Below are 23,672 nucleotides of genomic sequence, written 5' to 3'. Positions count from 1 at the left end.
AATAGGTTGTCTTTATTTGCGGCCCTAACTGTTATTCACTCTTCATGATTTAACGGAATACTAAACACTGATTCACGTGAGAATATCCACGCATACACGATATCTCCCTTTCTTACGGTCTCATCGTAAAGCTCGATGGACCGAGCAGTTGTGGCAAGCGTTTATAGGCATCTTCAACCCAATCACACAAAAGCGGTCTCGTATCACGAGGATCAATGATCTCTTCAATCCCAAATGCTTCAGCCGTTCGAAATGGTGAACGGATTGACTCCATTTTTTCCATTAACGTTTGGAGCAGCTCTTCAGGGTTGTCACTTTCTTCAAGCTCCCGTCGATATGCGACTTGAACGCCTCCTTCAACCGGTAGCGACCCCCAGTCACCTGACGGCCAAGCGTAACGCTGATGTAAGCCATGACCATTAATCATTCCTGCGCCACCGACGCCAAACACTTTGCGAAGGATAATTTCAATCATCGGTACTTGTGCTTGATAAATGGCAGAAATGGCACGAACGCCTTTACGAATCGTTCCTTTTCTCTCCGCATCAACACCGATCACAAGTCCTGGTTGATCAACGAAGTTTACGATTGGAAGGTGGAACGTTTGGCAAAGATCAACGAACCGCTCGATCTTCTCACTACTCTCCCTCGTCATACCCCCACCTAGCACGTACGGATCGTTCGCTAAGTAACCGACCGGATGGCCATTCAAGCGGGCAAGACCGGTGACGGTGCTCGAACCAAAGTGTTTGCCGATCTCAAAGATGGTATTTTCGTCTAACACTTTCTCAAGTAATTCACGTACTTTGTATGGGCGACGACGGTTTCTCGGAATTGCTTCAATGAGTGATTCTTCACGGCGGTCTCGGTCATCCTCTGACTCCATAATAGGTGGCAATTCAAAGATGTTGCTCGGCATATAAGAAAGAAACGTTCGCATTTGCATAAATGCATCTTCTTCAGAGGATGCAATGTTATCCACAGCACCGCTTGCACGGTGAACCGCCGCTCCACCGAGTTCTTCTTTCGTTAAATCTTGCCCCATGCCGAACTTCACGACTTGTGGTCCCGCAACGAAAATTTGTGAAAGTTCTTCAACCATTACTGAAAAGTGAGACGCTGCTACTCGTGCTGCACCGAGCCCTGCAGTCGCCCCTAGTGCTGCTGCAACGACTGGAACTCTGCCCATGTTTTTGACAACATGATCCCATGCAGGTTAATTGGAACATACGTTGAGCCGCTAGAGTCCAAGCTCTTCACACTGCCCCCTCCACCGGTGCCATCAACGAGGCGGACCATCGGTAATTGCAACTCATGTGCCATTAATTCGGCATACTCTTGCTTAGCTTTAATTCCACCGTCTGAAGCACCGCCACGAACGGTAAAATCGTCGGCACCAACGACAACTTTACGCCCGTCGATCTTCCCTGTTCCGAGTAGAAAGTTCGCTGGCATAAATGTTTTTACGTTGCCTTCTTCGTCATACGTTGCTTTGCCTGCTAGAGCCCCTGATTCATGAAAAGTATTGTCATCAAGAATTTGATGAATACGTTCTCGAACCGTTAACTTGCCCCTCGACTTTTGCTTCTGGACGCTCGCCTCTCCCCCATGTTCTCAGCTAACTTTTTTAAACGCTGTAATTCTTCAATTTCTGCGTGCCAACTCATACGGTCCCTCTCCTCGTCCTTGTTGTATTCAACTAGAAAGCAATAATTGTGCCAAGTATTTCCAATTAATAAATGGCGGTAAATCAACGCAAATGAATGCGCTTACATTTCATTTCGTAACCATGTTTGAATTAATGAATCAGATATGAATTATCTGTGCAGTATGCCACATAAAAACGCATAGCCGATGTTATTGGCTATGCGTTCTTGAATGATCATTTGAGTATTTCATAGATGTAATCCAACCTTGACTTCTTGAGACGATAATCAGACTTAAACAGATCGTGATCGCAAGTCCTGTGTAAGCCCAGCCAAAACCGCTCATCAATATTAATGGTAAAAATGTTAACGTAAGTACCTCAAATGGCATGATCCCCAAGTACGCAACACCGAAATCTTCGAGTGCTGTGCTCTTTAACTCTGGATCAACAATTTTAAGTAATGCGACACCCATTGCAACGGTTCCGGTCGTGTACCCCCAACTGAACACAGCATTTTCAAACCAATACGTCCGAAACGTTCGCGGTGCAAGAATTCGAAAGCTTATGTAAGCAACGAGTAAACCAACAATGAACAAAATTGCCAGTGGTACGGCGTAACTTGCTACGACAGTTAAGTTAATAGAAGCGATCCCAAACATAACGATTAAATCGGTTGCTGTCCCTCCAATCCGATCAACGACACGTTTATCGACGTAGTCATCACTCTTCGTCTTACGTAGTAACCATTGGATAAGAATCCCAGTTAAAATAGCAAAACTAAACAGTGGCAATGATAACATCGGAAACACGGCTTCAATTCCTATTTTCGCACCATATGCAAGTAGAATTGCAATCGCAATTAAGCCGATGTGTGCAAGCAATGGATCAACAGCGTTTGGTGAGAGCGTCGTTTCTCCAATGGATTGACGTTTTTCTTTTGGCATTAATCCTGTTTTCAATTCGTTTGGTAGCCGTTTAAAGTCTGAAACGAAATGGGCTTCGTTTTGATTTGTTCCCCGTTTAATGATCAACATTCCACAAAAGACTGCAATCACCATACCGATTGTTGCCGACGTGTACCCTAGACTCGTTGCTTCTTCCCAACCAAGTGAAGCAAATGTCTCTCCAATTGCAGCCGCCGAACCATGCCCTCCAAAGAAGCCTACGCCAAGCATCATTCCTGCTCCGACCGGAACGTTCATAACCGGAGTTAGGAACAGCTGAGTTAATAACAAACCAACCGCATAAAAGAGCATTAAGATGAATACACCGTAGATCCACACATTTCGGATTCGGGATGATTGTTCTTTAAAACGCTTTTTAACGGCTCCAATTGGAATGGATGCGAACACAACAGCGATCAACACCGCTGGATACAGCTCAATCCAAGAAGAAAATGGCAACCAACCAAGTCCATTAGGTCCAAACAGAAGACCGAGGAGACCAGCGATAAAGCTAGCAGGCATAAATGTTTTTTGAATCCAAGAAACTTTTGCTTTAAGCAAAACCCCAACCATAAGTAAAACCGACATGATTCCAACATCCGTCATAATGTTCCAAATCGTAATGTCCATTTTCTTCGCTTCATCTCCAGTCTCACATTAAAGGCTCTAAAATCGTGATTTCTTTAAATAATCAATGTTCCGACTTGTCGAACCCTCCATTGCCATTTCTCGTAAAATATCGCCAATTACACTAGCAAACTTAAAACCATGACCAGAAAATCCACCCGCTACGATCACATTTTTTTGATCATTTAAAAAGTCGACGATAAAGTCATCATCTGGCGTATTCGTAAATAAACAAACTTTCCCGTCCAATCTTCGTGAAGACACCTTCGGCAAGTATTTCGATGTAAATGATTCTAGTTCTTCACTGTCCTGGTCGGTAAACACCCGCTCCATTGCGTCAGGGTTAACCGTGTCGCCACCTTCCATTCTTCCAATCTTTAACCCCTTCCCGTCATAATCAGGAAATCCGTAATAATGTCCATCATGTAACGTATCGAATACAAAAACGGGAAAATCATTCGTGTACGTTTGCCCATCGGTTTCATACCAGCCAATTGTTTTTCTTACAGGCTTCATCGGTAACTCGAAATCAGAGAGTAGTTTTCCGTTCCAGGCACCCGCGGTTACGATCACTTTCCTCGTTTCATAGATTGCAGAACTTGTTTCTACAACAGGGTGTGTTGCGACCGTGTTAATTTTTGTGACGGCTGTGTTCTCTAGAACTGTAGCTCCCAGTTTAATGGCTTCCTCTTTATACGTTTTGATACACGTTTCACTCATAAGAAAACCTGAGAGTGGATCATAACAACCGACGTAATCATCTGGAATTCGAATTCCACTGAAACGGTTCATCATCTCTGCTGCTGTCAATTGCTCATGTGGTAAGTCATGGATGAGGGAGCTTTCGATCGTCTCCTGTACAAAAGCAGAATCCTTATGCCCAAGCGACAATGCTCCTACTTGATGATAGAGCTCTTTGCCTGTCTCCTCCTCAAGGTCTTTCCAAAGTTGCAATGCTTCTTTTAGAATCGGAACATACTGTCCGCCGTTTCCATAACCCATTCGTAAAATACGAGTTGCCCCGTGATGACTCCCAATCGTGTTCGGTACCGTTGATTGTTCAAGGACGAGCACATTTTGATGATGTTTTTGTAAATAGTAAGCAGCCGCAATTCCCATTGAACCGCCGCCAACGATAATGACATCGTAATTTTTCATTCGTTATTCCCCTTTGAATCCAATGTTAGAATCGTTTCATAGAGCACGTTTGCAACGATTTCAATGTCTTCCATTCGACTTTCTTCTTCTGGGCAATGACTTTTGCCTTCTAGCTTGGTACGAACAACATTCCAGAAGGCGTTATACCCGCCATGTGAGCTGCATCGTGACCGGCCATACTACCGAGTGTGAGCGTTTTATGACCAAGCTTTGTTGAGACGGTTTCCATCATCTTCATGACCATCTCGTCCATTGGCACGCCCGGCTGATCCAAAATAACGTCCCGGGTAACGACCACATTTCGCTCTCTCTCGACGTGAGCAAACTCCGTTTCCATTTGCGTTCGAACACTTGCAATTTGTTCTTCGGTTTCTCCGCGAATTTCCATCGTGAATGATACCTCTCCTGGTACAATGTTTGCCGCATTTGGATAGACGTGTAGCTCACCGACTGTTGCCACTAATTCAGCAATTGGCGATTCGGTAGTAATTTGTTCAAGCTTTAATACGAGTTGTGATGCCGCAGTAAGCGCATCTTGACGATCGCTTCCCATCATCGTCGTTCCTGCGTGATTGGCTTGTCCTTGAACGGTAATTCGCTCACGATAAATCCCTGTAATTCCCCGTACGACGCCAACTGGAATCCCTTGATTCAATAATCGTTTTCCTTGTTCAATATGCACTTCTAAATAATGAGCAAAATCCAAGGGATCTCTTAGTGTTTCGTTAAACTGCTCATAACTGCCACCCGCTGCTTCAAGACGTTCTGTTAAGACGTTACCTGAAGCATCCATAACATATTGTATTTGCTCTTTTGTTAATTTGCCTGTTAGTGCGCGACTTCCAAATGTTGATAAGCGAAATGGGTTCGGTTCCTCTCCACTAAATGAAATGAGCTCGAGCGGATGTATCGTTTTTACACCTCGTTCACGTAAAGACGTTAAGATCTCAAGCGCGATTAATACGCCAAGCGCACCGTCATACATACCACCATTCGGTACCGTATCAATGTGAGAACCAAAAACAATACTCGGTGCCCCCTTACGTGTTCCCTCAGTTCGTCCCCAAATGTTCGCAGCCGGATCAATCTGACGTCAACGTTAATGGCTTCTAATTGCTGAATCAACCAGTTTCGAGCCTCTAATTCCGGTGGTGTGAAAGTCGTACGTGTTAAGCCTCCAGCAGGATCTTGTCCAATCTGTCCTAGTTCTTCAATTTTTTGTTGTAGACGTCTTCGGTTAATCATTGATTTCACCTCATTATTTTTGGTAGATATCCTAATTCTGTTGATAACTCCTGTGCATAACGCATCGTCAAACGTGTTAATTCACTACACCGTGACGCTTTAAATCTCGTATTTGGACCAGCGACGCTTAAGGATGCAATAACCTCACCTTCCAAGAGAAAACTGGGGCTGCAATACTCGTTGTTCCTTCTGTTGTCTCACCATATGAAACCGTATAGCCATTACGATAAATTTGTTCTAGTTCAGCTTCAATTCCGCTCAACTCATTATAGTAACTTTCTCTCAGCTGTTGAATGACTTGCTTACGATACTCTTCATTGTAATATGCAAGAATGACTTTCTTTGAAGCTGCTTTATGTAATGGTCGTCGCATACCTACCGGCTCAACGATCTTAAAGAAATGTGGAGATTCGATACACTCTATGAAAATACCATCCGTACCTTCTGGGATCGTTAAATACACACTTTCATTCGTTTCTTGTCCAAGCTTACGCATAATTGGAAGTCCAACATTACGCACCGATAAATGATCCACAATCGATAGTCCAAGTTGCATGAGCGTTAACCCTAATCGATACGTTTTCGACTCATGATCGCGATACACGAACCCTAGTTCAACGAGTTGATTTAATAGGCGATGGACCGTTTGCGTCGGTATGTCCACGTGGCGGCTAATTTCCGTTAAGGTCCACGAATTCCTCATTTCTGTCGGTCGAAGCGCTTCTAAAAGGACAACACTTCTTTTTAAAACTTCTGACATTTTCACGTAGCCTCTTCTCTCACCTGACGTAATGGTACACATGTTAACATGAATCATCTCATCACAGTATCTCTTTTTCCCATTACATGAGAAAATAGATACTTTATTATTAGACAACTACGAGCTGGACTACGCACATATGCTAATTCAAGTCTTTTATTGTCTTTTATCAATGAAAACCACTTTCATTCCAACTAAACAACCACCACAAACCTTCCTCATCATGGGTCGGTTACGTGGTGGTCGGTGTTTGATTATGTTCTTTATACGCTTGTTGATGATTCGTCCGAGCCATCCTCCTTTCCATCCATTGCAATGATGGGCGTTCAATTAAGCACCAAGATAACCATGCACACAGAAGAGTAAACGGTAAGGCGAAAATGAAATTAAGAAAAGCATGCGCACTCGGGCTATAATACGCGACCACTTGTTGAAGCGGATAACCGTATAAAAACATGCCGTACGAAAGGTTGCCAAGTATGACTTGAAACGAGGTTGGTAATTTCCATTTATAAACGGCATACAAAACGAGGTATGCGCCTACTAGTAAAAATAGATGATAAAACATGGCGCTCTCTTTGAATACCCACAAAATCACGATGAAAATGAGAGCGTATCGGTGGCGTATTGGAATAACATGGCGCCAAGCATATAGTAACATTCCTATTAAAAAGTAACGATACAATTCGATATACGTCGTTCCAAATGACATTGGAAAGAAGTGAATGAGATTTACAATCAGAAAAAGCACGAGCAATCGTGTACGCTTTAATCCACCTACAAAAAATAGAATAAGTAAGGAAGCATAATAAACCATCTCTAGTTGCAACGTCCATAATGAACCATTTACCTCATGTGAATAAGGATTGCTTTCAAATACTCCTGGAAGTCCCGGTGGCAACGGATAGATCATAATGGTTCGAAGATACTGCCACGTCTCGCCCGAATGCAAATAGTCATTCAAAGATAAAGAGGTCATCCACGGCCCTACGATGAAGGTCGTAAACAAAACAACGCCAATCAAACCTGAAGATCCGTATTGCACGGGCGAAGATGAAGCGAAAGGCGTTTAGATTTCGAGAAAAACTACCATAAACGAAAAAGCCACTAATAATAAAGAATATCATCACCCTAAGCAGCTCATAATTATGGGCATTGCCAGTTAAGTAATACGCGTGAAAATACATGACTAGACAGGCAACGATAAACCTCACAAGACCTAAGTTGTTCTCTCGTTCCCTCATCTCCATATAATGCAACAGGGAGCTTTGTCCATTACGCATTCCAATGATCTCCTCACGCCATATTATTCATAGATCGCCATTGTTTTTTGGATCCATTTTCTAAACGGTGTAAACAGATGATAGCGAAAGCATTTTCCATCAAGAAGTGTATACGGCCCAACAGATGATAACGTGTGAATACCATCAGGGAAGTCACTTTCTTTGCAAGGCGTAATCGTCGTAACGACTTGTTCTTCATACTGTTCGGTGGTTAACGTGATAATCTTGTTGAACACTACGGCTCCTCCATACGTGACTGAACAATCTTGAGCTGGTCGATACCAAGTACCATCAACATGAAATGGGGTCCCCGCTGAACGACTAGAGCGACTATCGATTTTCACCGGATTTAACGGATGTGGTTTCCATCCTGACTTCAATTGATCCGAATAAAAAAGATGCAGCTCTGAGTTATGGCTTTCTCTGTTCTCTTTTAGAACGGTACAAAATAGCCACCAGCATTCCCCGTCATAAAATAAGGTCGAGTCGATGGCTTTCATGTTGTTGATTAACGTCTCTTCGTGAGCAAAACATTGACTGTCCGCACACCAGCGATACAATGAAACTTCATTACGCCCAGCCGTTTCTGGCACACAGTACACGTCTCCATACTCTCGAAATAAATACGGATAAGATAGGTGGTTTCTTTGTTGCAATACAGCTTCTTCCTCGTATTGAACACCTGGATCTTCTCTCGTATAAGATGCTCTCGAAACGACGCCATTTACGCGGTATGGCTTCATTTCCTCCATATAAACCGTCACTTTCTCGTCTTCATAAAGGCCAAATGGGTCAGCATAATAGCTTGTTGTTGAAGATGGAATCCAAGATACTGAAGAAGGTACGGGTTCGCTCAACATGGTCTCAATCGGCACATTCACAATTCCGACGTTCCAATACTCTTCGCGAAATAGTCTTTGAAAGGTGCGACCTACATTTCGCACCCCTAGCTTTAAGACCATTTGTGCACGCTCTTGAACGGAAGGATGAGGACTGGAATCTCGTACTGGTCGTATTGAATAGCCTTTGAACGTTCGCTCTGGTTTCTTTTGAAGCACGTTTAGAAGTAATGGTGGCCATGACGTGATGGTTTCGTAGACTTCTTTTTTCGTTGCTTTTAATGAATGCAACACCGTTGTCACGTGCCCTTCCTTTAAGACAACTTCTTCGTCATTTCCTTGATTCATCGTGAGGTAGATGCTCGTCGTGCGTTGGCTTTCTAATGTTTCTTTAAATGCTAAATGTGAATTCAGTACACAACCGTCATGACCTCGGAATGTCCAGACGCCAAACGGCAAAGCGCTTACGACGTGCTCTAATTGACAAGCTTCGAATTGCAAAATAAACGAAAGGTGATATCGTTCACAAAGATCTATGGTTACGTCTTCAACTCCAACAACTTCCACATGAGCGTCACGCCCATCCCAGAAAACACGCGCCGGTTTATGATTATCGATCGTAATGACAAGTTGTAATGAAGTCCCTGCATCGTTCATGTTTTGTACGATTTGATGCTGCCAATGTTCCACCTTTTTGCCAATCACGATCGCAAAACGATTACAAGAATTGAGCTCGTCCTTCATCAATCCAGACCTCCACTGCTCGTTTTTGACTTGGCGTACTGTCCATACGTACTCTCTAGCATCTTCTCGATTGAAAAATTCTGCTCTACACGTTGTCGGCCTCGTTTTGACATAGAATGTCGTAAGTCTCGATCAGAACAAAGTGTGCGAATGCACTGAGCAAATGCTTCTTTGTCGTGTTCTTTGATGATAAAACCTACCTGCTCGTCTGAAATGACCTCCCGAATGCCACCGCGATCAATCACAACAACATTCGTCCCAACAGCAAGCGATTCCAGTAGAACCATTGGCAACACTTCTCGATGAGAAGGCAAAACGAGTACATCCATCTCTTCGAGAAATTCTTTAGGTCGTTCTATATGCCCCATTAGCGTTACGTTATCTTCCAAACCGCGAGCCACAATTTCATCTTCAACTCGTGCACGCTCTGGACCATCTCCCCCATATAAAAGTGGAATGAATCGTCTTCTTTAAACGCTTCCATGACTTCTAAAAAAAAGAGAGGGTTCTTTTCTTTTGAAAGTCGTGCAAGCATTCCAATTCGATAAGTACTCGCATTGACCCGCTTTTGTTTCACAGAAAATTGTTCTAGATCTACACCGTTATAAACGACTGCTAACTTTGAAGCAGAGATCCCTTGGTGTAGTAATCGTTCTTGTTCTGAAAGAGAAAGGGCGATCGTCGTGAACACATGGTGATTTAATACGTACGTGTAAATTCTCGGAGCATATTTTTCGAGCAACGTGATGTTATGCTTCGTATACAACACGACAAGTTTCCTTCTTATACTTCGTTGTACAACAAGGCAATAGAGTAGCATCCGTAAACTGTTGGCGTGCACGATCGTGATCTGTTCATCTTGAATAACGCCGCGTATTAGTTGTAAGTTTCGTACATGACTCTTCGTCAGATGAGTGATCTGATGGTCAGGATGTAACTGTTTTGACATTGCGCCCTTTTGGTGCATGAGGTGAAATTGTATTCCTTGTTTAGATAATTGATTAGAAATTAAGCAATAGTACGTTTCTGCCCCACCAAATCGTAATTCATCCGTTAAAAACAGAACGTCTGTCATCAAACCTCTCCTTTCGGGTTGCCATGTCCCGACTCAAAAACACTGCTAAGATGGCACAGTAGAGAAAAAACATATCGTTAATAATGACTGACAAAAGCAATGACTGTGCAACAAATCCAATTAGTGCATACATCATATACGGTTTTAAACGATACAACTTTGACTGAACGAGTTGATACACGACAACGAAGAGAAACATCAGATAAAAAAGCAAAGCTAAGACCCCAGCATCCGTTAGAATATCTAAATACGTGTTATGCGCAGATAAATCTACACCATAGTAATACTCGTTATACTGTGCATAATTGTAAGGACCAAGACCTAACCAAGGGTTGTCAGTCATGAATCCAATCGCTCGTTCCCATAAGTCAATTCGATTGCTTCCACCGTCATACGTGAGGTCTCCCATACGTGCGACAAACAAATCATAAATATTAATATGCAAGACGTAAAACGCAACCGTATAGATGATCACGCCTCCTAATGCGGTAACCATGATCGTCTTGAACCGATTTAATCCGCGTCGAAAAATGAAATAGAGAATAAATAGACCGAACAACACGAGTAAACCGCCTCTTGAAAACGTTAATATTGAGGCAAGGATGCAAAGGAATAAGCCTACCTTTCCTTTACGATCGTGTAGATGAGTCAAATAAAATGAGAAAAAGAGCGTGTTATAAAAAACATAAAAATTCGGATCATCAAGCACACCGATTAATCTTGGATAACTTCTATCGAACAAAACACCGTATGCGGACACTCTCTCCCCAACATGCGCATCCACCATCGATAACCCTATGGCATACAACAAGAGACTCATTCCATTAAAGACAATTCCAGCCCATAAAATGCCAGCTTCAATCACACGATTCGTGCTCCGCATTAGAACGGCCTTCATTAAAAGGTAAAATCCTAAATACAAAATGACGCCAATTATAATTCGTAAACTTGCCGTTGAGTAGAGTGAAAAAATTCCTGAAAAACAATACAAAAAGTAAAACATCAGCATGATCCACTCAAAAGGCTGCAAACGATCGAAGATAAACGAAGAAGCATATAAGAAAAATACTACGATTAAAAAAATCATATATGGTTTCAACGAGAATCCAATTTGGATACTAAACCCTGCAAGAGGAACGAATAAAATGAGAAGGTACGTCAACCAAGGATGCTTTAACTGATTGTGTGGTCTACGATGTGTATGTTCCATTTTATTCCCCCTCACCTCTTGGCATCAGGCTGCAACACGTACAACTTTTCTTGTAATCGGCCCCCGAACATCTTCATCCCAAATGAAAAACAAAAGAAGAAGGATCGCATGGGATACACAGGCAACAACGGTTGAACGTGTAGTTGCTGCAAAACAATTCCACTACCAAAAAACACCAATGGATAAGGAAGAAGAACGCGTTTGATGATTTCTTTTTTTCCGAAAGGATAGAACAACCAAAACAAAACCAATGCAATTGCTTCAATCATCACTCCTGCAATTGCAGCACCGATCACACCAAATTGAAGACTGAGTGTTACGTACAATCCAATTCCAATTAATACAGCGACCAGCTGCATCATCGTTCTCGTTTTTTGCTTGCCGGAAGTGGTGAGACCATCGCCTACAGCAATGTTTAACGCTTGTACAACTAACATCATTGATAAAATGATAAGAGCAGGCGCAGCAAGTGACCATTCTGCTCCAAACACAAGGTGTAATAACGGTTCAGCAAGGTGTAAAAAAGGAAGAGCAATTAAACTACTGATGATCGCCATCCACTTCATTTCAATCATGTTTAACCGCAAATGCTCAACATGTTGACCTTGTTGATAAGCAGAAAACAGTCTTGGATAAAAAGCACTCGCAACAACCGATGGAAGTTGTTGTAACGCTTGTGGAATTCGATACGCTAAGGCGAACAAACCGACTTCTACTAGCGATAACGTGCGTTCCAAGACGAGTGGTCCTAAATGTGGCAAGATAACAAATAACAAACCACCGATCGTATAGGTCCACATCTGGTTTAATAAACCAACATGAAAAGGCGCCTTCCAATCGACACGTCCTAAGTGAAGGAATAGTAAAACCATCCCGACCATTCCTGCAATTAAATAGGCACACCCATACAAAAAAGCAATAACCATCGGTGACACTTGCATGAGGACACCAAGAATGACAATCAAGACGAGCGCTGCTGCTGAGACGATCTTAATTACACTCATGTATTGCATCCGTTCTATTAATTGAAAATAAATAGAGGCAATACTTTGAAACATCAATCCGATTACAATCGGAAGAATTAAAGCAACAGAGAGGTGGAAGACCTCTTGTTGAACGCTATACAGTAGCCAAACGACCGACAAACCAACGCTAAAGGTGAGTATAAGGAACAGCAACCTTATTTTTACGTAAGAGACGATCAGCGTTTGAATGACGACTGCTTTTTTTGACCCTTCTCGAAGAACGAGGTCTCCAAGACCTGCATCGGTGAAGTAGCCCATAATCATTGCCATTGCTAGTGCAACACTAAACACACCGAAATCATGTGCTTGCAAATAAGAAGCGAGCAATAAGAGTGCAATGGCTTGGAGTATAGCGGATGCTGCCGTTCCGTATAGCAAGTGTAAGACATTTGCTACAATCGATAGTTTTTGTTTATTACGTCGTTTCATTTCATAACCCACGCAAGTCTAATGTTCATATACAACCCCAAGTAATACCTTCTGCTGTCGGATTAAATACTCTTTACTCCGTTGCATGTCGTTTCTTTTCGTTCTCTTCCGCTTCACGAATAAAACGACAGCATCGCTACTAGACAGAATCCATTGTGAATACATATTCTTCATCATCTCAGGCGCCTCAACAACGATATAATCATAGCTTTCTTTCCACACTTCTAACCGGTCTTCAAAAACTGAACTCACTAATTCAAGATTGTAAACTTGCAAATCATCCACATTTCCAACAACTGTTCTTGAAATCTTATAATGATCTCCTTCTTGAACAGTCGTTATTCGGCTTAAACCTGTACGCCGTGCTTTATGTTCATAAAGCTGAAAGTAAAGGACTCGCTTCCCTTTTCGAGCGAGTAACTGTGCAATTTTCCCAGAAAAAACGCCTGTTTTTTATTCTCTTTCGTATTCGTACAAAATAAGACATGGTGGTGCTCATCCATTCGCCGTTCGATATTTTTGGTCACATACAACAACTGTTGTTCAAGCAGTTGAGAATTCCACTTTTTGAACTTTCTACTTGTACGCTCGAACACGTTCTCCCTCCCCTTCTATATCAAATTTCTGTGACTCTTTTAGATGACGTAGCTTTCGCCTTCGAACATTCGGTTTGATTGAGCCAAGAAGATCAAGGTCTGGATCCAGTTCTACATCACGTGCCTCTTCAATGACATCGCGAAAGTGAACACTCATCAACACAAGCGCAAGGCCAAATAAGACACTAACGAGAAAAGCAATCGCTACGTTTACAAAAGGACGATCAATACGCTTAACCGTTACATTTTCAGATGCATTACCTAGAACTTGAAGTTCAGTCACACCAAAGGATTGTTCCATTAAATTCACCGTTGTCGCTGTCATTTCTTGGACAATGTGCTTCGCCTCTGTTGGATTAGGATAATGAACCGACACATGTATTAATTGGGAGCGTTCTTGATGACTTACCGTCGTATTTTCATCAAGTATTTGGTATGGAATTCCTAAATCCTCAGAAACTTGCGACTTTACCATCGGACTTCTTAGAAAATCCATCGTGGATGCAAGTAGCATATTCGTATTTTCAATCACAACATTTTCTCGATCTTCTCTTAATTGTCCGATTAAAATTGATTCACTCGCCTCGTATACTGGATCCAGCACCGTGAATACGACGTAACTCGTACTAGAAAAGAACACCGTTATTGCGATCACAAACAACAGCCACCTTCGCTTCAGAGCATTCAGGATCTGTTTCATATCCATTTTTCTTTCGTACATCTCGCACTCCTAACTAAACGAAATTAACGATCGGTTTGGCAGCTTCATAGTGTTGAATGGTTCTAGTAAGCCCTTCATCAATGGTGTAGACGGGACGCCACTGTAATTGTTCATGTGCACGGGAGGCATTTAATGAACTTCTAACAATGTCTCCTGAGCGCATCGGACAATAATTCAACGTCACGTGTTTATATTTTAAGTCAGCTAACTTCTTAATCAGCTCATTGACTGACGTTTCTTTTCCGCTCCCAATATTAAACGTTCCGACTGCATTGTGTTCAATTGCTCGAAGATTTGCCATAACAACGTCTTTAACGTAGACAAAATCTCGCGTCTGATGACCATCACCATAGATATTCAAAGCCTGTCCTCTTTCTAATTGGTGAATAAACAAGGCGACGACACCTGCCTCACCTTCTGTAGATTGCCCTGGGCCATACACGTTTGAATACCTTAAAATCGTACAATCTAGCCGATACTGCTTTGCAAAAAATCGAATATATGCCTCTGCTTGCAACTTCGATAACCCATAAAAGGAAAGCGGTTGGCACAACGTATCTTCATCAATGTTGGCTGTATGGGGATAACCATAGACCGCTGCGGATGATGAGAAAACGAATTGTTTCACACCGTACGTTACACACATTTTTAATACATTAATGGTTGCCAAAATGTTTAACTTACCATCAGATCTGGTTGCTTCATTGACGTTGAAACAGACACTTGCGCGGCGTGGTGGATGACATACTCTGGCTGTTCCCGTTCGAAGATATCATGTAAATTCGTACTCACATCAACAGCGTATACCGTTGCGTACTGTTGATAATCCATCGCATGAGGAGCATAATCCAATACAACAACATCAGCTCCTCTAGCATCTAATTCTCGTACGATCTCTGAGCCTATAAATCCGGCTCCTCCGGTTACTAATACCTTCATGTTAATCCCCCGTCTATGATTATTTGAGTGTCTAACATTCATTCCAAGTTTTATCGTATAAAGGACTATCTACCATGTTCATACCGCAATTGAACGAGGCTTGACGGTTCTTTTAAGCGTTCCGAACCACTCTCGTTTAACTTTCTCAATTAAGAACGCTACATCTTACGTTCGGCGTACTCATGAATTCCATCAATTAATTCATGTACAGGTACTGATAATGCATCTGCTATTTTTGTTAAACAATTGATAGAAGGGTTACTCTGAATATTACGCTCAATACTACTAATATATGATTTGGCAATTCCTGAGCGTTCTGATAAAGCTGTAATTGTTAAGCCGTTTTGTAGACGCAACTGTTTAATTTTTTCACCTACATAATCCATTAGTTTTCAACCCACTCCATTAATAGGCACCTCGCCTTGTCATGACAGTGCCAATCGTTTTAATAAGAATGATGAGATCTAGCTTGAGAGAACAATTTTCGATGTAATGCACATCATAAGCAATCTTTTGTCCATGAGTTAGATCTGAGCGACCATGAACCTGAGCATATCCCGTAATACCCGGCTTAACCTTTAAGCGTTTTTGTTGATTCTTATCGTAATACTTAGCAATCGCAGGGACTTCAGGACGAGGACCAATTAAACTCATATCACCTCGAAGGACATTGTACAATTGCGGCAATTCATCTACACTCAATTTCCGAAGCCACTTTCCAATTTTTGTTACATAAACACCGCTACCGCTTTTAAAAACAAAATCGTCAGGTACTTGCTTTTCCCAGTTATACGCAGTACGAATCGTACGATTGTCGTTCGACATGGTTCTGAACTTGATCATCGTAAATGTGCGGTTGTGTTGCCCGACTCGCTTCTGACGAAAAAAAACAGGCTTACCATCAATGATGAGAACGAGACAAATAAGAAGTAAAAAGAGCGGAATCAAGAGGAAACCAATCAATAGCGATAATCCAACATCCATCGTACGTTTTGCAATTCGATAGGAGAGGTCTTTTGACATTTTTAGCGATTTAGGACTGTATATACTCACAACGATTCGTTACCTCCTTATTAAAGTTAGAACCTTCAGAAGATATGAATTTTCAACCTTCTATACTTTTGAATGGAGCAAATGATATGACTGGACGTGTAATACATTGAAACGAGCGCACTCAAACCAGTAAATCGATACGCTTGATAAGTCATTGAGACCGCTTTAAGTTTTCGTCCTGATTTAGAGTTTCGCGATATTCGATACATTAAAAGTGGCTCATTGATCGAATACGCTTCAATTCCTTTTTTCTTCAAAATGGTTAACCACAGCGCATAATCTTCACTCATATCATCACGTGCCATCTTGTCCTCAATTAAGAACGCATGTTTTAACAGAACGGATGAACATGCAATCACATTGTTACGAAGCAGTTGACGATAACCGACTTTAATAGGAACGGAATGCTTGTAATCAAAAACCACTCCTTCCTCATTCATATACGACACACCTGTAAAGATGAACGCTGCATTCTTTGTATGAGCGACATCCAACTGCTTGTCTAACTTATCTAACTGCCAACAATCATCACTATCTAAAAAAGCGATCCATTCCCCTTTTGCTTCACGAACAGCACGATTTCTAGAGAGCGATACACCCAGATTTTCTTTGTTCATCAACACAGTAATTCGATCATCATCTAAGGCATAGCTCTGAATAATGCCCAGTGTACCGTCAGTTGAGCAATCATCCACAATTATCAATTCTACATGTCGGTAGGATTGCTTAAGTACAGAAGAAATGGCTTTGTCGATGTACAACTCCCCGTTATATACAGGCATAATGACACTAACTAATCCTTTAATGCCAACCAAAATCACACCTCATTTCATTTAATATGATTTCGAGATAACTCATCTGATTCATGTTATTCACTGTGTGCTAACTTTAGAATAAGCTTACGAAATAAAAGAAACTACTAACGAAAGTTAGTAGTTTCATAAATTGTCGAAAAGTCTCACTCTGTACAAATAGACGGCGAACAGAGTAACAAAAACGGCTTTGGCTTATTTTATATCTGTGTCTAAAGGCAATGAAAAATAAAAGACACTCCCGACTTCAAGTTCACTTTCGGCACTGATTCTTCCATGATGTCGAGTAATAATTTCTCTACAAATTGCCAATCCAAGACCTGATCCGCCTTGACGGTTAACGAATCGTTTTTCACGATCTACTTGAAACGATCGATCAAATACGTATGGGAGCGCGGTATCCGGGATACCTTTCCCTTCATCTTTAATGCTTACATGGGCGAAGTGTTCATCACTGTGGACACTAACTGTAATTGAAGCAGATGGTTGTGAGAACTTTTGTGCATTACCGATAAGATTTATAAAGACTTGTTCAATTCTTAATGGATCGATAGTCACAAACAACGATGCGTCTTCACTTTGAAAAGTCACCTTTACCTCGGTCTCATTTACATTTTGTTCAAATTGGCGTACTAACGTACGTGTAAAAGCTACGAATTCAACTCGCTCATACTCAAATGAAAGTTGTTGGACTTCTAAAGAACTCAATGCGTGTAAGTCATCCAAAAATCGCTCCATGAGTTGAGATTTCTCATAAACGACAAGAAGATTCTTCGATGGATTAGGTAGAACGCCATCTAGCATCCCTCGAACATACCCTTGAATTGTCGTCAATGGTCCCCCAAGCTCGTGCGTCACATCAGCTAGCAGCTGCCTTCGCATCGACTCTAGTTTCGATAATTCATTGTTTACGTGTTGAAGCTGCTCTGTGCGCTCCTGCAAACGCAACGTCCGCTCTCTAATCTTCAATTCCAAAGACGCATTAAACCCTTGTAGTTCTCTTTTCATTTCTTCCATTTTGATGTAGGTAGCCAATGAAGAAATTACATAATTAATAAATTGCAGAAAAATATGAAAAGTAATTCCATATGCAAAAATCGTCCCAACGTAGTAGATATTTTGTATAAAGACCCATTCTAATATTACAAGAAAGCCTAATAAACAAACGCCAATAAAATTAAAAATACCATTCGGATGCTTTTCAATCACTGCCCGAACAAGTAAGTACATAATATAACTCGCAACCCCTATATGAATGACCACAATGCCCCATAACTGAAAAGAACTAATGGGAATGAAGGGAATTACGATTAGACTCACAATTGAAAGCCAAGTGATCATGCGTTCAATGAAGGGATTTGAGTAATTAGTAAAATCCACTTTTGCATAAAGATATAAGAACAGCATTACCATAAATAAACTCATTACAATCAGTTTGTATTCAACAATCCAGGCTAAATTTGCAAGATAACCTGATTGAACAATCATAAGAAAGACGACTGTGAGCATAAACAATCCGTAATACAATACTTGTTTCATATTACGATAAAAACGATAAAAGGCTAAATAGCAGATGCCAAATAAAGCTAGTCCACTTAATGGAATAGCTGCCATCGCTTCATTTATACTGTACTTTCTTACAATGTCACTGTGCGCACCGAACTTTATTTCTTTATACAAGCCACCACTTTTAACTAAGTATTCTTCTACGATGATTACAATCTGAACGTCATCTTGGTCACTTTCAAAAGGAATAATCACTTGCGACTCAGCAGGATGCTGTTCTTCGTTAATCCATAAACGAAAATTTCCGATTCTATTCGGAATATAAAGCGCTAACTGTTGCTCTGAAGTTTGCTGAACATCAATGCTTGTCTGATAAGCAATAGAGCCATTATAATCATAACGATCGAGCGAAAACAGACGATGTGGTACTTCGAGAAATTCCCAATCATCGTGCTCAACGTGCTCACTCCAACTCGCGAAGTCTTCATTTGCTACTTTCCACACCCCATCTAATGAAAGAACCCCTTCTCCATCATAGATGAAATGACTACGTTCATTTGCTTGAATGATCGTAGAAAAATAGCTGAAGCTAACCAACGAACATAGAAAAACAACAAGTATAGAGCGCGTCCGAGTATTCATTCACATTCTCCTCTAATCGGTTCAAATGTATCACTCGTTTTGCTTATAGGATGCCAACTTCTCTTGCTTTCGTAATGGCTTGTGTTCGATTTTTCACGTTTAACTTCTTAAAGATCACATGATTATAACCTTTAATTGTTCCTTCAGAGAGATACAAACGATTGGCAATTTCTTTATTTGTGTATCCTCGATTTAGCAACAGTAACGTTTCAATTTCACGATTTGTTAAAGACTCAAACAATCGACTAGAATTATTCGTAAATTCAGATACTAAACGATAGCGCCGTATGTTCGCTATAACTCGAGCAACTAGAATCTCTGGTTCGAACGGTTTCGTAATGTAGTCATCTCCGCCTACATCTAACCCTAAGATCACATCTCTCATCTCCCTACGACTTGTCAAAAACAAAATCGGGATCGTGGAACTCCTGCGAATTTCTTTACATAATGAGAGACCATCGATATCAGGTAGACCGATATCCAAAAGTAATAAATGAGGCCGAAACGCCTTTAATTTATTTAGACCAACATATCCGCTTTTCGTCATCTCAACCTCAAATGATTCTTTAAGTAGATATTGTTGGATCAGGTACGATACGTCTTTGTCATCCTCTATAATCAATACGCGATCGTGCTCCATCTCGTATACCTCATTTCGCAATTACTTTCTAACTACAAGCAAGATACATCAATTACGAAAGTAAAGTTTTCAACTTACATAGAAAAACTTTAATCACAATACTTGTCATTTTATATAGACACAATTCCTATAAAAATGACTATCGTCATTATGCTTTATGACTATTGATCTCATTATATACCAAAATAAGATACCAACAACCCAAACAATTCAAATAATTATATAGTGATGATATTCATTCAATAAAAAACCGCTACAACGCGTATCGTCGTAGCGGTCTCTATCATTAAGAGCGTTTCTGTATAATAACATCCGTCGATCTGCCTGTCGGGGAATCTGCAGAAAACCAAAGGTCATATCCGTCTACTTTAAAATCAAACGTATACATCCCTTCACCCTCTGAAAACGACGCCCTTACGTTCGTCCCAAAATGACTGTTCAGCTCTTCTAACGTCATTCCGACTCTTGCTCCAAATATGTTCGTTATCGGATTACTAATCCAATAACCTGTGATCGGATGGGTGTCATCATAATAATCATAAAAATAACCATTCTTATCATACAACACGTAAGGACCACCTAAGAAAAAGCCCTCATGCTTTGGCGTTCCTTTTGTTTTTATGACTTCATCTAGCAAGGTTCCCATCGGTAACATGCCCTCAATGTCACTTCCACCCGTCCCAACAAATGAATAACTCGTGCGTCCTTCTTGGTATAATAACGTTGAACGAACACCAAACGTAGCTTCAGTAGTGATCAGGCGGATCGTTTCTAACCCATCTAAACGATACGCATCAAGAATGTCCACATCACCATCAAACGAGAAGTTCTCTGGCGATAACCTTTCAATGTCCTCTGTAAAATGAACGTCAAATGTATACTCATCGACTTGTTGTACGCGAGTAATCCCAAGCTCTTTCGTATAGACGACACTTAACGCACGATCCATAAACGATGCAAACTGGCCTCGGGTCACTTGATTACGTGGGCGAAACGAACCGTCAGACGTTCTCGTTATTTCATGTTGAGAAAGAATGCTAATATTTGCACGGTGCGTTGCACTCGCTTTCGTTAAATCCGTTACCGGATCTTGATTTCCACCTTCAACAACTCTTTCAAGATCAAATGCTCGAACGAGTACTGTTGCCATTTGTTCGCGACTAATCTGTGCGCTTGGATTAAAATATTCATTACTGCCCGTCATAACACCCGCTTCTTGCACTGCATAAATTGCAGCCGCTTGTGTATGATTACGGTTCACATCGTGGTAAATTGACGCTGGCAGTTCCTCTTCATCTGGCAAATGTAGTTCAAGAGCACGAGCAATCAATGTTGCGACTTGACCCCGACTAATGTTGGCACTCGGACGGTATGTACCATCTTGATACCCTTGAATGATTCCTCGGTCAGTCATACGTTCGATCGCTTCATAATGAGTATTCGTTGCATCAACATCGAAGAATGATGGATCTTCATTCGCTTGGATGACGCTCGGCACTAATGCCATAGCAGCCATTGCGACCATTACGCTCGTTAACTTCTTCATAATCTGTCTCCTCGCTACACACTTTCTTCTGATTATGACATAAGTCTTAGATTTTTTCTCTATTTTCTAGTAATGGTTTAGCTTGTATACTAAAGGGAGCAAGGAGGGTCAACGATGAACATCATTCAAGAGACCGAACGCTTACGTCTTCGAGAGATGAACCATGAAGATGTTATGCAACTGCTCACAATCTTTAGTGATCCCGTTGCTATGAAATACTATCCATCAACAAAATCAAAATCCGAAACGAAAGAATGGATTGAATGGACGCTTGAAAATTATCGTAAGTTTAATCTAGGGCTTTGGGTTGTTGAGGATTTAGAAACTGGAATTTTCTTAGGTCAGTGTGGCATTGTCCCTCAGAAAGTGAACAAAAAAATTGAAATGGAAGTCGGTTATTTATTCAAACGAGAAACTTGGGGAAATGGGTATGCGACTGAAGCCGCTTCCGCTTGTTGTGAGTATGCCAATGAGCAACTCGGAATTACGCGACTCATCTCAATTATCGATCCTGCAAATGAACCTTCTGTGCGGGTTGCAAAACGAATTGGGATGACGTACGAACAACAAATGGAAAAATGGGGGAAGCTCGTGGACATTTATTGTTACTCATAACATAAAAAAATCCCGCAAACGGTGCGGGATTTCATTAGACTTTCGCTGTTGAACGATTCATTAGCAATCCATAAAGAAATGTAAATACAAGTCCGGAAAAACCAATGATTTGTGCCAATGTACTTGCAATTGCGGTAGGTGCAATAATTCCAAATACTAGTGCTGTTATGGATAGTACCATGCCGAGAACAATAAATAATAGTACATGTAACCTCATCATCTCTCACCTCTTATCTCTCTATTTAACTTATCTGCGCGCACCCTCTTATTAACATATTGTATATACCCTACTTTCTAGTATGCTAAACGTATAGTTTCGTCAGAATATTCAATCTTTACTCCAAATTGCAAATTCTCTCAATTATGCTAAAGACCTTCGCGCTTTTAATGTTATTCTTAATACTATACTTAAAGACCAATGAAATGTCAAACGTTATTTTTAAATATTTACAGACTTGGTCCCAACCTTTATGATTAAAGAACGAATGTTCCCCTTTTTGTTGTACAACCCACACACAATTGTTCTTTTTGGCATATACCGTTAAAGAGGGGTGATAAAAATGCAGTGGATCGTTAAGCAACTATTGGACGAGTGCCCCGAACTAGAATCATTTATTCGAAATCATAGTAAGCTGTTTGAACAGCCTATCATGCAGCATTTTTTATCTAGTCCACAAGCTAGGAATATATTTATTCAGAGTTTTCGTGAGCCAACTGACGCCAACCAACAGCGATTAGATGACCATTTCAAATCGTTTTATCTTGATGCACAATTCACCCATTATGTTTCGAAGACACTTTACTGGACTGCCATTCAATACGATCAAAAACGCCGAAAACAACGAACCAGGAATCCACTCATCGTGGACAACCCATCGGTCACTGACTATACGATTGCTGTTGAACCTGACTATTCAATCATATGCGAAACACTCGACGTTCAATCATGGTCTTCCAATCCAAGACTCAGTCACGCCTTGACAAAGTTAACACCACAACAAAAGAAAATACTCATCGGTTATTACAAATTCGAACTGACGAATCAAGAAATCGCGGATCAATTGAATGTTAGTCAACAAGCGGTCTCACGTATGCGCCTAGCAACTATTCGTTTTTTACAAAACGTTATGAAAGAAGGAACTGGCAATGATTGAGATATCGTCACTTATTGAGATCATGTCAAAGTACGGGTTCCCGATTGCCATTACGCTTTATTTATTGTTCCGCTTTGAGCGAAGGTTAGAACGCCTCGAACAACTTTTTATAGAGAAGGTAAGTGAGAGAAATGACGATGAATCATCCAAAAAAAATTGAAGAAATCATCCAACAATTTGAACCGAAAATCCGAAAGTGTTTGCTTGAAACAACTCCTGAAGAACGCGACGATTTAAGACAAGTTCTATACTTGAAACTGACAGAAATTATTCAAACATTCAACGAAGACAATGCTCCCACATTTGAAGAGTTCAAAAACCGCTTCCGGTCATAGCTTGTGGATGCCGCCCAGTAACTGGGCGGTTTTTTTGTTACTTAGACAAACAGGGTACGATCCTGGCTTGATGCAGCAGGCGCTGCTCTAGCTACACCACAACTCACTCTAGCTACACACTGCCTC

At 41.1% G+C, this 23,672-nt stretch carries 27 protein-coding genes and 1 pseudogene; 4 read left to right on the top strand and 24 right to left on the bottom strand.

The window, feature by feature from the left end; translation table 11 throughout:
- Positions 1 to 112 precede the first annotated feature (112 nt).
- The 23 genes and pseudogenes from JCM19038_RS10220 to JCM19038_RS10120 form a co-directional block, all read right to left on the bottom strand.
- Positions 113 to 1,189: an acyl-CoA carboxylase subunit beta gene (locus JCM19038_RS10220; RefSeq protein WP_202963051.1), complete on the bottom strand. Its 1,077-nt coding sequence runs from the start codon at positions 1,187 to 1,189 to the stop codon at positions 113 to 115.
- Positions 1,156 to 1,539, bottom strand: coding sequence for a carboxyl transferase domain-containing protein (locus tag JCM19038_RS24420; protein WP_255343370.1), 384 nt, complete (start codon positions 1,537 to 1,539; stop codon positions 1,156 to 1,158). The genes JCM19038_RS10220 and JCM19038_RS24420 overlap by 34 nt, the downstream gene beginning before the upstream one ends.
- A 318-nt stretch (positions 1,540 to 1,857) precedes the next feature.
- Positions 1,858 to 3,222, bottom strand: coding sequence for a sodium/glutamate symporter (locus tag JCM19038_RS10215; protein ID WP_042417523.1), 1,365 nt, complete (start codon positions 3,220 to 3,222; stop codon positions 1,858 to 1,860).
- Positions 3,223 to 3,258: 36 nt separating this feature from the next.
- Positions 3,259 to 4,377 (bottom strand): N-methyl-L-tryptophan oxidase, encoded by a 1,119-nt coding sequence (gene solA / locus JCM19038_RS10210; protein WP_042417521.1) that lies wholly within the window; start codon positions 4,375 to 4,377, stop codon positions 3,259 to 3,261.
- Between the two features lie 109 nt (positions 4,378 to 4,486).
- Positions 4,487 to 5,404: a hydantoinase/carbamoylase family amidase gene (locus JCM19038_RS10205; protein WP_238554384.1), complete on the bottom strand. Its 918-nt coding sequence runs from the start codon at positions 5,402 to 5,404 to the stop codon at positions 4,487 to 4,489.
- Positions 5,335 to 5,622 (bottom strand): hypothetical protein, encoded by a 288-nt coding sequence (locus tag JCM19038_RS23600; RefSeq protein WP_238554376.1) that lies wholly within the window; start codon positions 5,620 to 5,622, stop codon positions 5,335 to 5,337. Before JCM19038_RS23600 ends, JCM19038_RS10205 begins: the two co-directional genes overlap by 70 nt.
- A gap of 127 nt (positions 5,623 to 5,749) precedes the next feature.
- Positions 5,750 to 6,382, bottom strand: a complete 633-nt coding sequence (locus JCM19038_RS10200; RefSeq protein ID WP_193745108.1) for an IclR family transcriptional regulator — start codon at positions 6,380 to 6,382, stop codon at positions 5,750 to 5,752.
- A 232-nt stretch (positions 6,383 to 6,614) separates the two neighbouring features.
- Entirely contained in the window at positions 6,615 to 7,406 is a 792-nt protein-coding gene (locus tag JCM19038_RS10195; RefSeq protein ID WP_238554375.1) for an acyltransferase, read from the bottom strand.
- 282 nt (positions 7,407 to 7,688) lie between these two features.
- Positions 7,689 to 9,248: a hypothetical protein gene (locus JCM19038_RS10185; RefSeq protein WP_042417512.1), complete on the bottom strand. Its 1,560-nt coding sequence runs from the start codon at positions 9,246 to 9,248 to the stop codon at positions 7,689 to 7,691.
- Complete coding sequence (locus JCM19038_RS20765; protein WP_193745107.1) at positions 9,248 to 9,649, bottom strand: glycosyltransferase; 402 nt, start codon at positions 9,647 to 9,649, stop codon at positions 9,248 to 9,250. Before JCM19038_RS20765 ends, JCM19038_RS10185 begins: the two co-directional genes overlap by 1 nt.
- Positions 9,622 to 10,323 carry a glycosyltransferase gene (locus JCM19038_RS10180; protein ID WP_052361427.1) on the bottom strand — a complete coding sequence of 234 codons (702 nt, stop codon included), beginning with the start codon at positions 10,321 to 10,323 and terminating at the stop codon, positions 9,622 to 9,624. Before JCM19038_RS10180 ends, JCM19038_RS20765 begins: the two co-directional genes overlap by 28 nt.
- Positions 10,295 to 11,533 (bottom strand): O-antigen ligase, encoded by a 1,239-nt coding sequence (locus JCM19038_RS10175; RefSeq protein WP_042417510.1) that lies wholly within the window; start codon positions 11,531 to 11,533, stop codon positions 10,295 to 10,297. The genes JCM19038_RS10180 and JCM19038_RS10175 overlap by 29 nt, the downstream gene beginning before the upstream one ends.
- Before the next feature lie 11 nt (positions 11,534 to 11,544).
- Positions 11,545 to 12,987 carry an oligosaccharide flippase family protein gene (locus tag JCM19038_RS10170; protein WP_152549405.1) on the bottom strand — a complete coding sequence of 481 codons (1,443 nt, stop codon included), beginning with the start codon at positions 12,985 to 12,987 and terminating at the stop codon, positions 11,545 to 11,547.
- 18 nt (positions 12,988 to 13,005) lie between these two features.
- The gene (locus tag JCM19038_RS10165; RefSeq protein ID WP_042417508.1) at positions 13,006 to 13,272 is read right to left on the bottom strand and encodes a hypothetical protein; all 267 of its coding nucleotides are present in this window, start codon (positions 13,270 to 13,272) and stop codon (positions 13,006 to 13,008) included.
- Positions 13,273 to 13,563: 291 nt separating this feature from the next.
- Complete coding sequence (locus JCM19038_RS10155) at positions 13,564 to 14,304, bottom strand: YveK family protein (RefSeq protein ID WP_081831740.1); 741 nt, start codon at positions 14,302 to 14,304, stop codon at positions 13,564 to 13,566.
- 13 nt (positions 14,305 to 14,317) lie between these two features.
- The gene (locus JCM19038_RS10150) at positions 14,318 to 14,974 is read right to left on the bottom strand and encodes an NAD-dependent epimerase/dehydratase family protein (protein ID WP_052361424.1); all 657 of its coding nucleotides are present in this window, start codon (positions 14,972 to 14,974) and stop codon (positions 14,318 to 14,320) included.
- A gap of 5 nt (positions 14,975 to 14,979) precedes the next feature.
- On the bottom strand, positions 14,980 to 15,243 hold the full coding sequence (locus JCM19038_RS24415; RefSeq protein ID WP_052361422.1) for an NAD-dependent epimerase/dehydratase family protein: 264 nt from the start codon (positions 15,241 to 15,243) through the stop codon (positions 14,980 to 14,982).
- A gap of 194 nt (positions 15,244 to 15,437) precedes the next feature.
- Positions 15,438 to 15,629, bottom strand: a pseudogene (locus JCM19038_RS10145) (helix-turn-helix domain-containing protein); the annotation flags it as partial.
- Positions 15,630 to 15,648: 19 nt separating this feature from the next.
- Positions 15,649 to 16,296 carry a sugar transferase gene (locus tag JCM19038_RS10140; RefSeq protein WP_238554374.1) on the bottom strand — a complete coding sequence of 216 codons (648 nt, stop codon included), beginning with the start codon at positions 16,294 to 16,296 and terminating at the stop codon, positions 15,649 to 15,651.
- A 35-nt stretch (positions 16,297 to 16,331) separates the two neighbouring features.
- Positions 16,332 to 17,111 carry a glycosyltransferase gene (locus JCM19038_RS10135; protein WP_238554373.1) on the bottom strand — a complete coding sequence of 260 codons (780 nt, stop codon included), beginning with the start codon at positions 17,109 to 17,111 and terminating at the stop codon, positions 16,332 to 16,334.
- 192 nt (positions 17,112 to 17,303) lie between these two features.
- A complete protein-coding gene (locus JCM19038_RS10130; protein ID WP_042417503.1) occupies positions 17,304 to 19,256 on the bottom strand; it encodes a cell wall metabolism sensor histidine kinase WalK in 1,953 nt (650 codons plus the stop codon).
- A 43-nt stretch (positions 19,257 to 19,299) separates the two neighbouring features.
- Positions 19,300 to 19,896: a response regulator transcription factor gene (locus JCM19038_RS20755; RefSeq protein WP_052361418.1), complete on the bottom strand. Its 597-nt coding sequence runs from the start codon at positions 19,894 to 19,896 to the stop codon at positions 19,300 to 19,302.
- Between the two features lie 286 nt (positions 19,897 to 20,182).
- Entirely contained in the window at positions 20,183 to 21,442 is a 1,260-nt protein-coding gene (locus JCM19038_RS10120) for an S-layer homology domain-containing protein (protein WP_042417501.1), read from the bottom strand.
- A gap of 114 nt (positions 21,443 to 21,556) precedes the next feature.
- Between JCM19038_RS10120 and JCM19038_RS10115 the strand changes: the two genes are divergently transcribed.
- Positions 21,557 to 22,057, top strand: a complete 501-nt coding sequence (locus JCM19038_RS10115) for a GNAT family N-acetyltransferase (protein WP_042417498.1) — start codon at positions 21,557 to 21,559, stop codon at positions 22,055 to 22,057.
- Between the two features lie 34 nt (positions 22,058 to 22,091).
- Here JCM19038_RS10115 and JCM19038_RS10110 read toward each other — a convergent pair whose 3' ends face one another.
- Entirely contained in the window at positions 22,092 to 22,277 is a 186-nt protein-coding gene (locus tag JCM19038_RS10110; RefSeq protein ID WP_152549402.1) for a hypothetical protein, read from the bottom strand.
- A gap of 340 nt (positions 22,278 to 22,617) precedes the next feature.
- Between JCM19038_RS10110 and JCM19038_RS10105 the strand changes: the two genes are divergently transcribed.
- From JCM19038_RS10105 to JCM19038_RS10100, 3 genes are read left to right on the top strand one after another with little or no spacing between them, the layout of a single operon-like run.
- Positions 22,618 to 23,211: a sigma-70 family RNA polymerase sigma factor gene (locus JCM19038_RS10105; protein ID WP_042417493.1), complete on the top strand. Its 594-nt coding sequence runs from the start codon at positions 22,618 to 22,620 to the stop codon at positions 23,209 to 23,211.
- Entirely contained in the window at positions 23,204 to 23,371 is a 168-nt protein-coding gene (locus tag JCM19038_RS21815) for a YvrJ family protein (protein WP_081831737.1), read from the top strand. Before JCM19038_RS10105 ends, JCM19038_RS21815 begins: the two co-directional genes overlap by 8 nt.
- The gene (locus JCM19038_RS10100; protein ID WP_152549401.1) at positions 23,349 to 23,546 is read left to right on the top strand and encodes a hypothetical protein; all 198 of its coding nucleotides are present in this window, start codon (positions 23,349 to 23,351) and stop codon (positions 23,544 to 23,546) included. The genes JCM19038_RS21815 and JCM19038_RS10100 overlap by 23 nt, the downstream gene beginning before the upstream one ends.
- Positions 23,547 to 23,672: the final 126 nt, after the last annotated feature.

Origin of the sequence: Geomicrobium sp. JCM 19038, assembly GCF_000698125.1 — a bacterium.
GTDB lineage: Bacteria > Bacillota > Bacilli > Bacillales > Marinococcaceae > Geomicrobium_A.
Note: the sequence above shows the minus strand (reverse complement) of the source record. Positions and strands in the feature narration are given on the sequence as shown.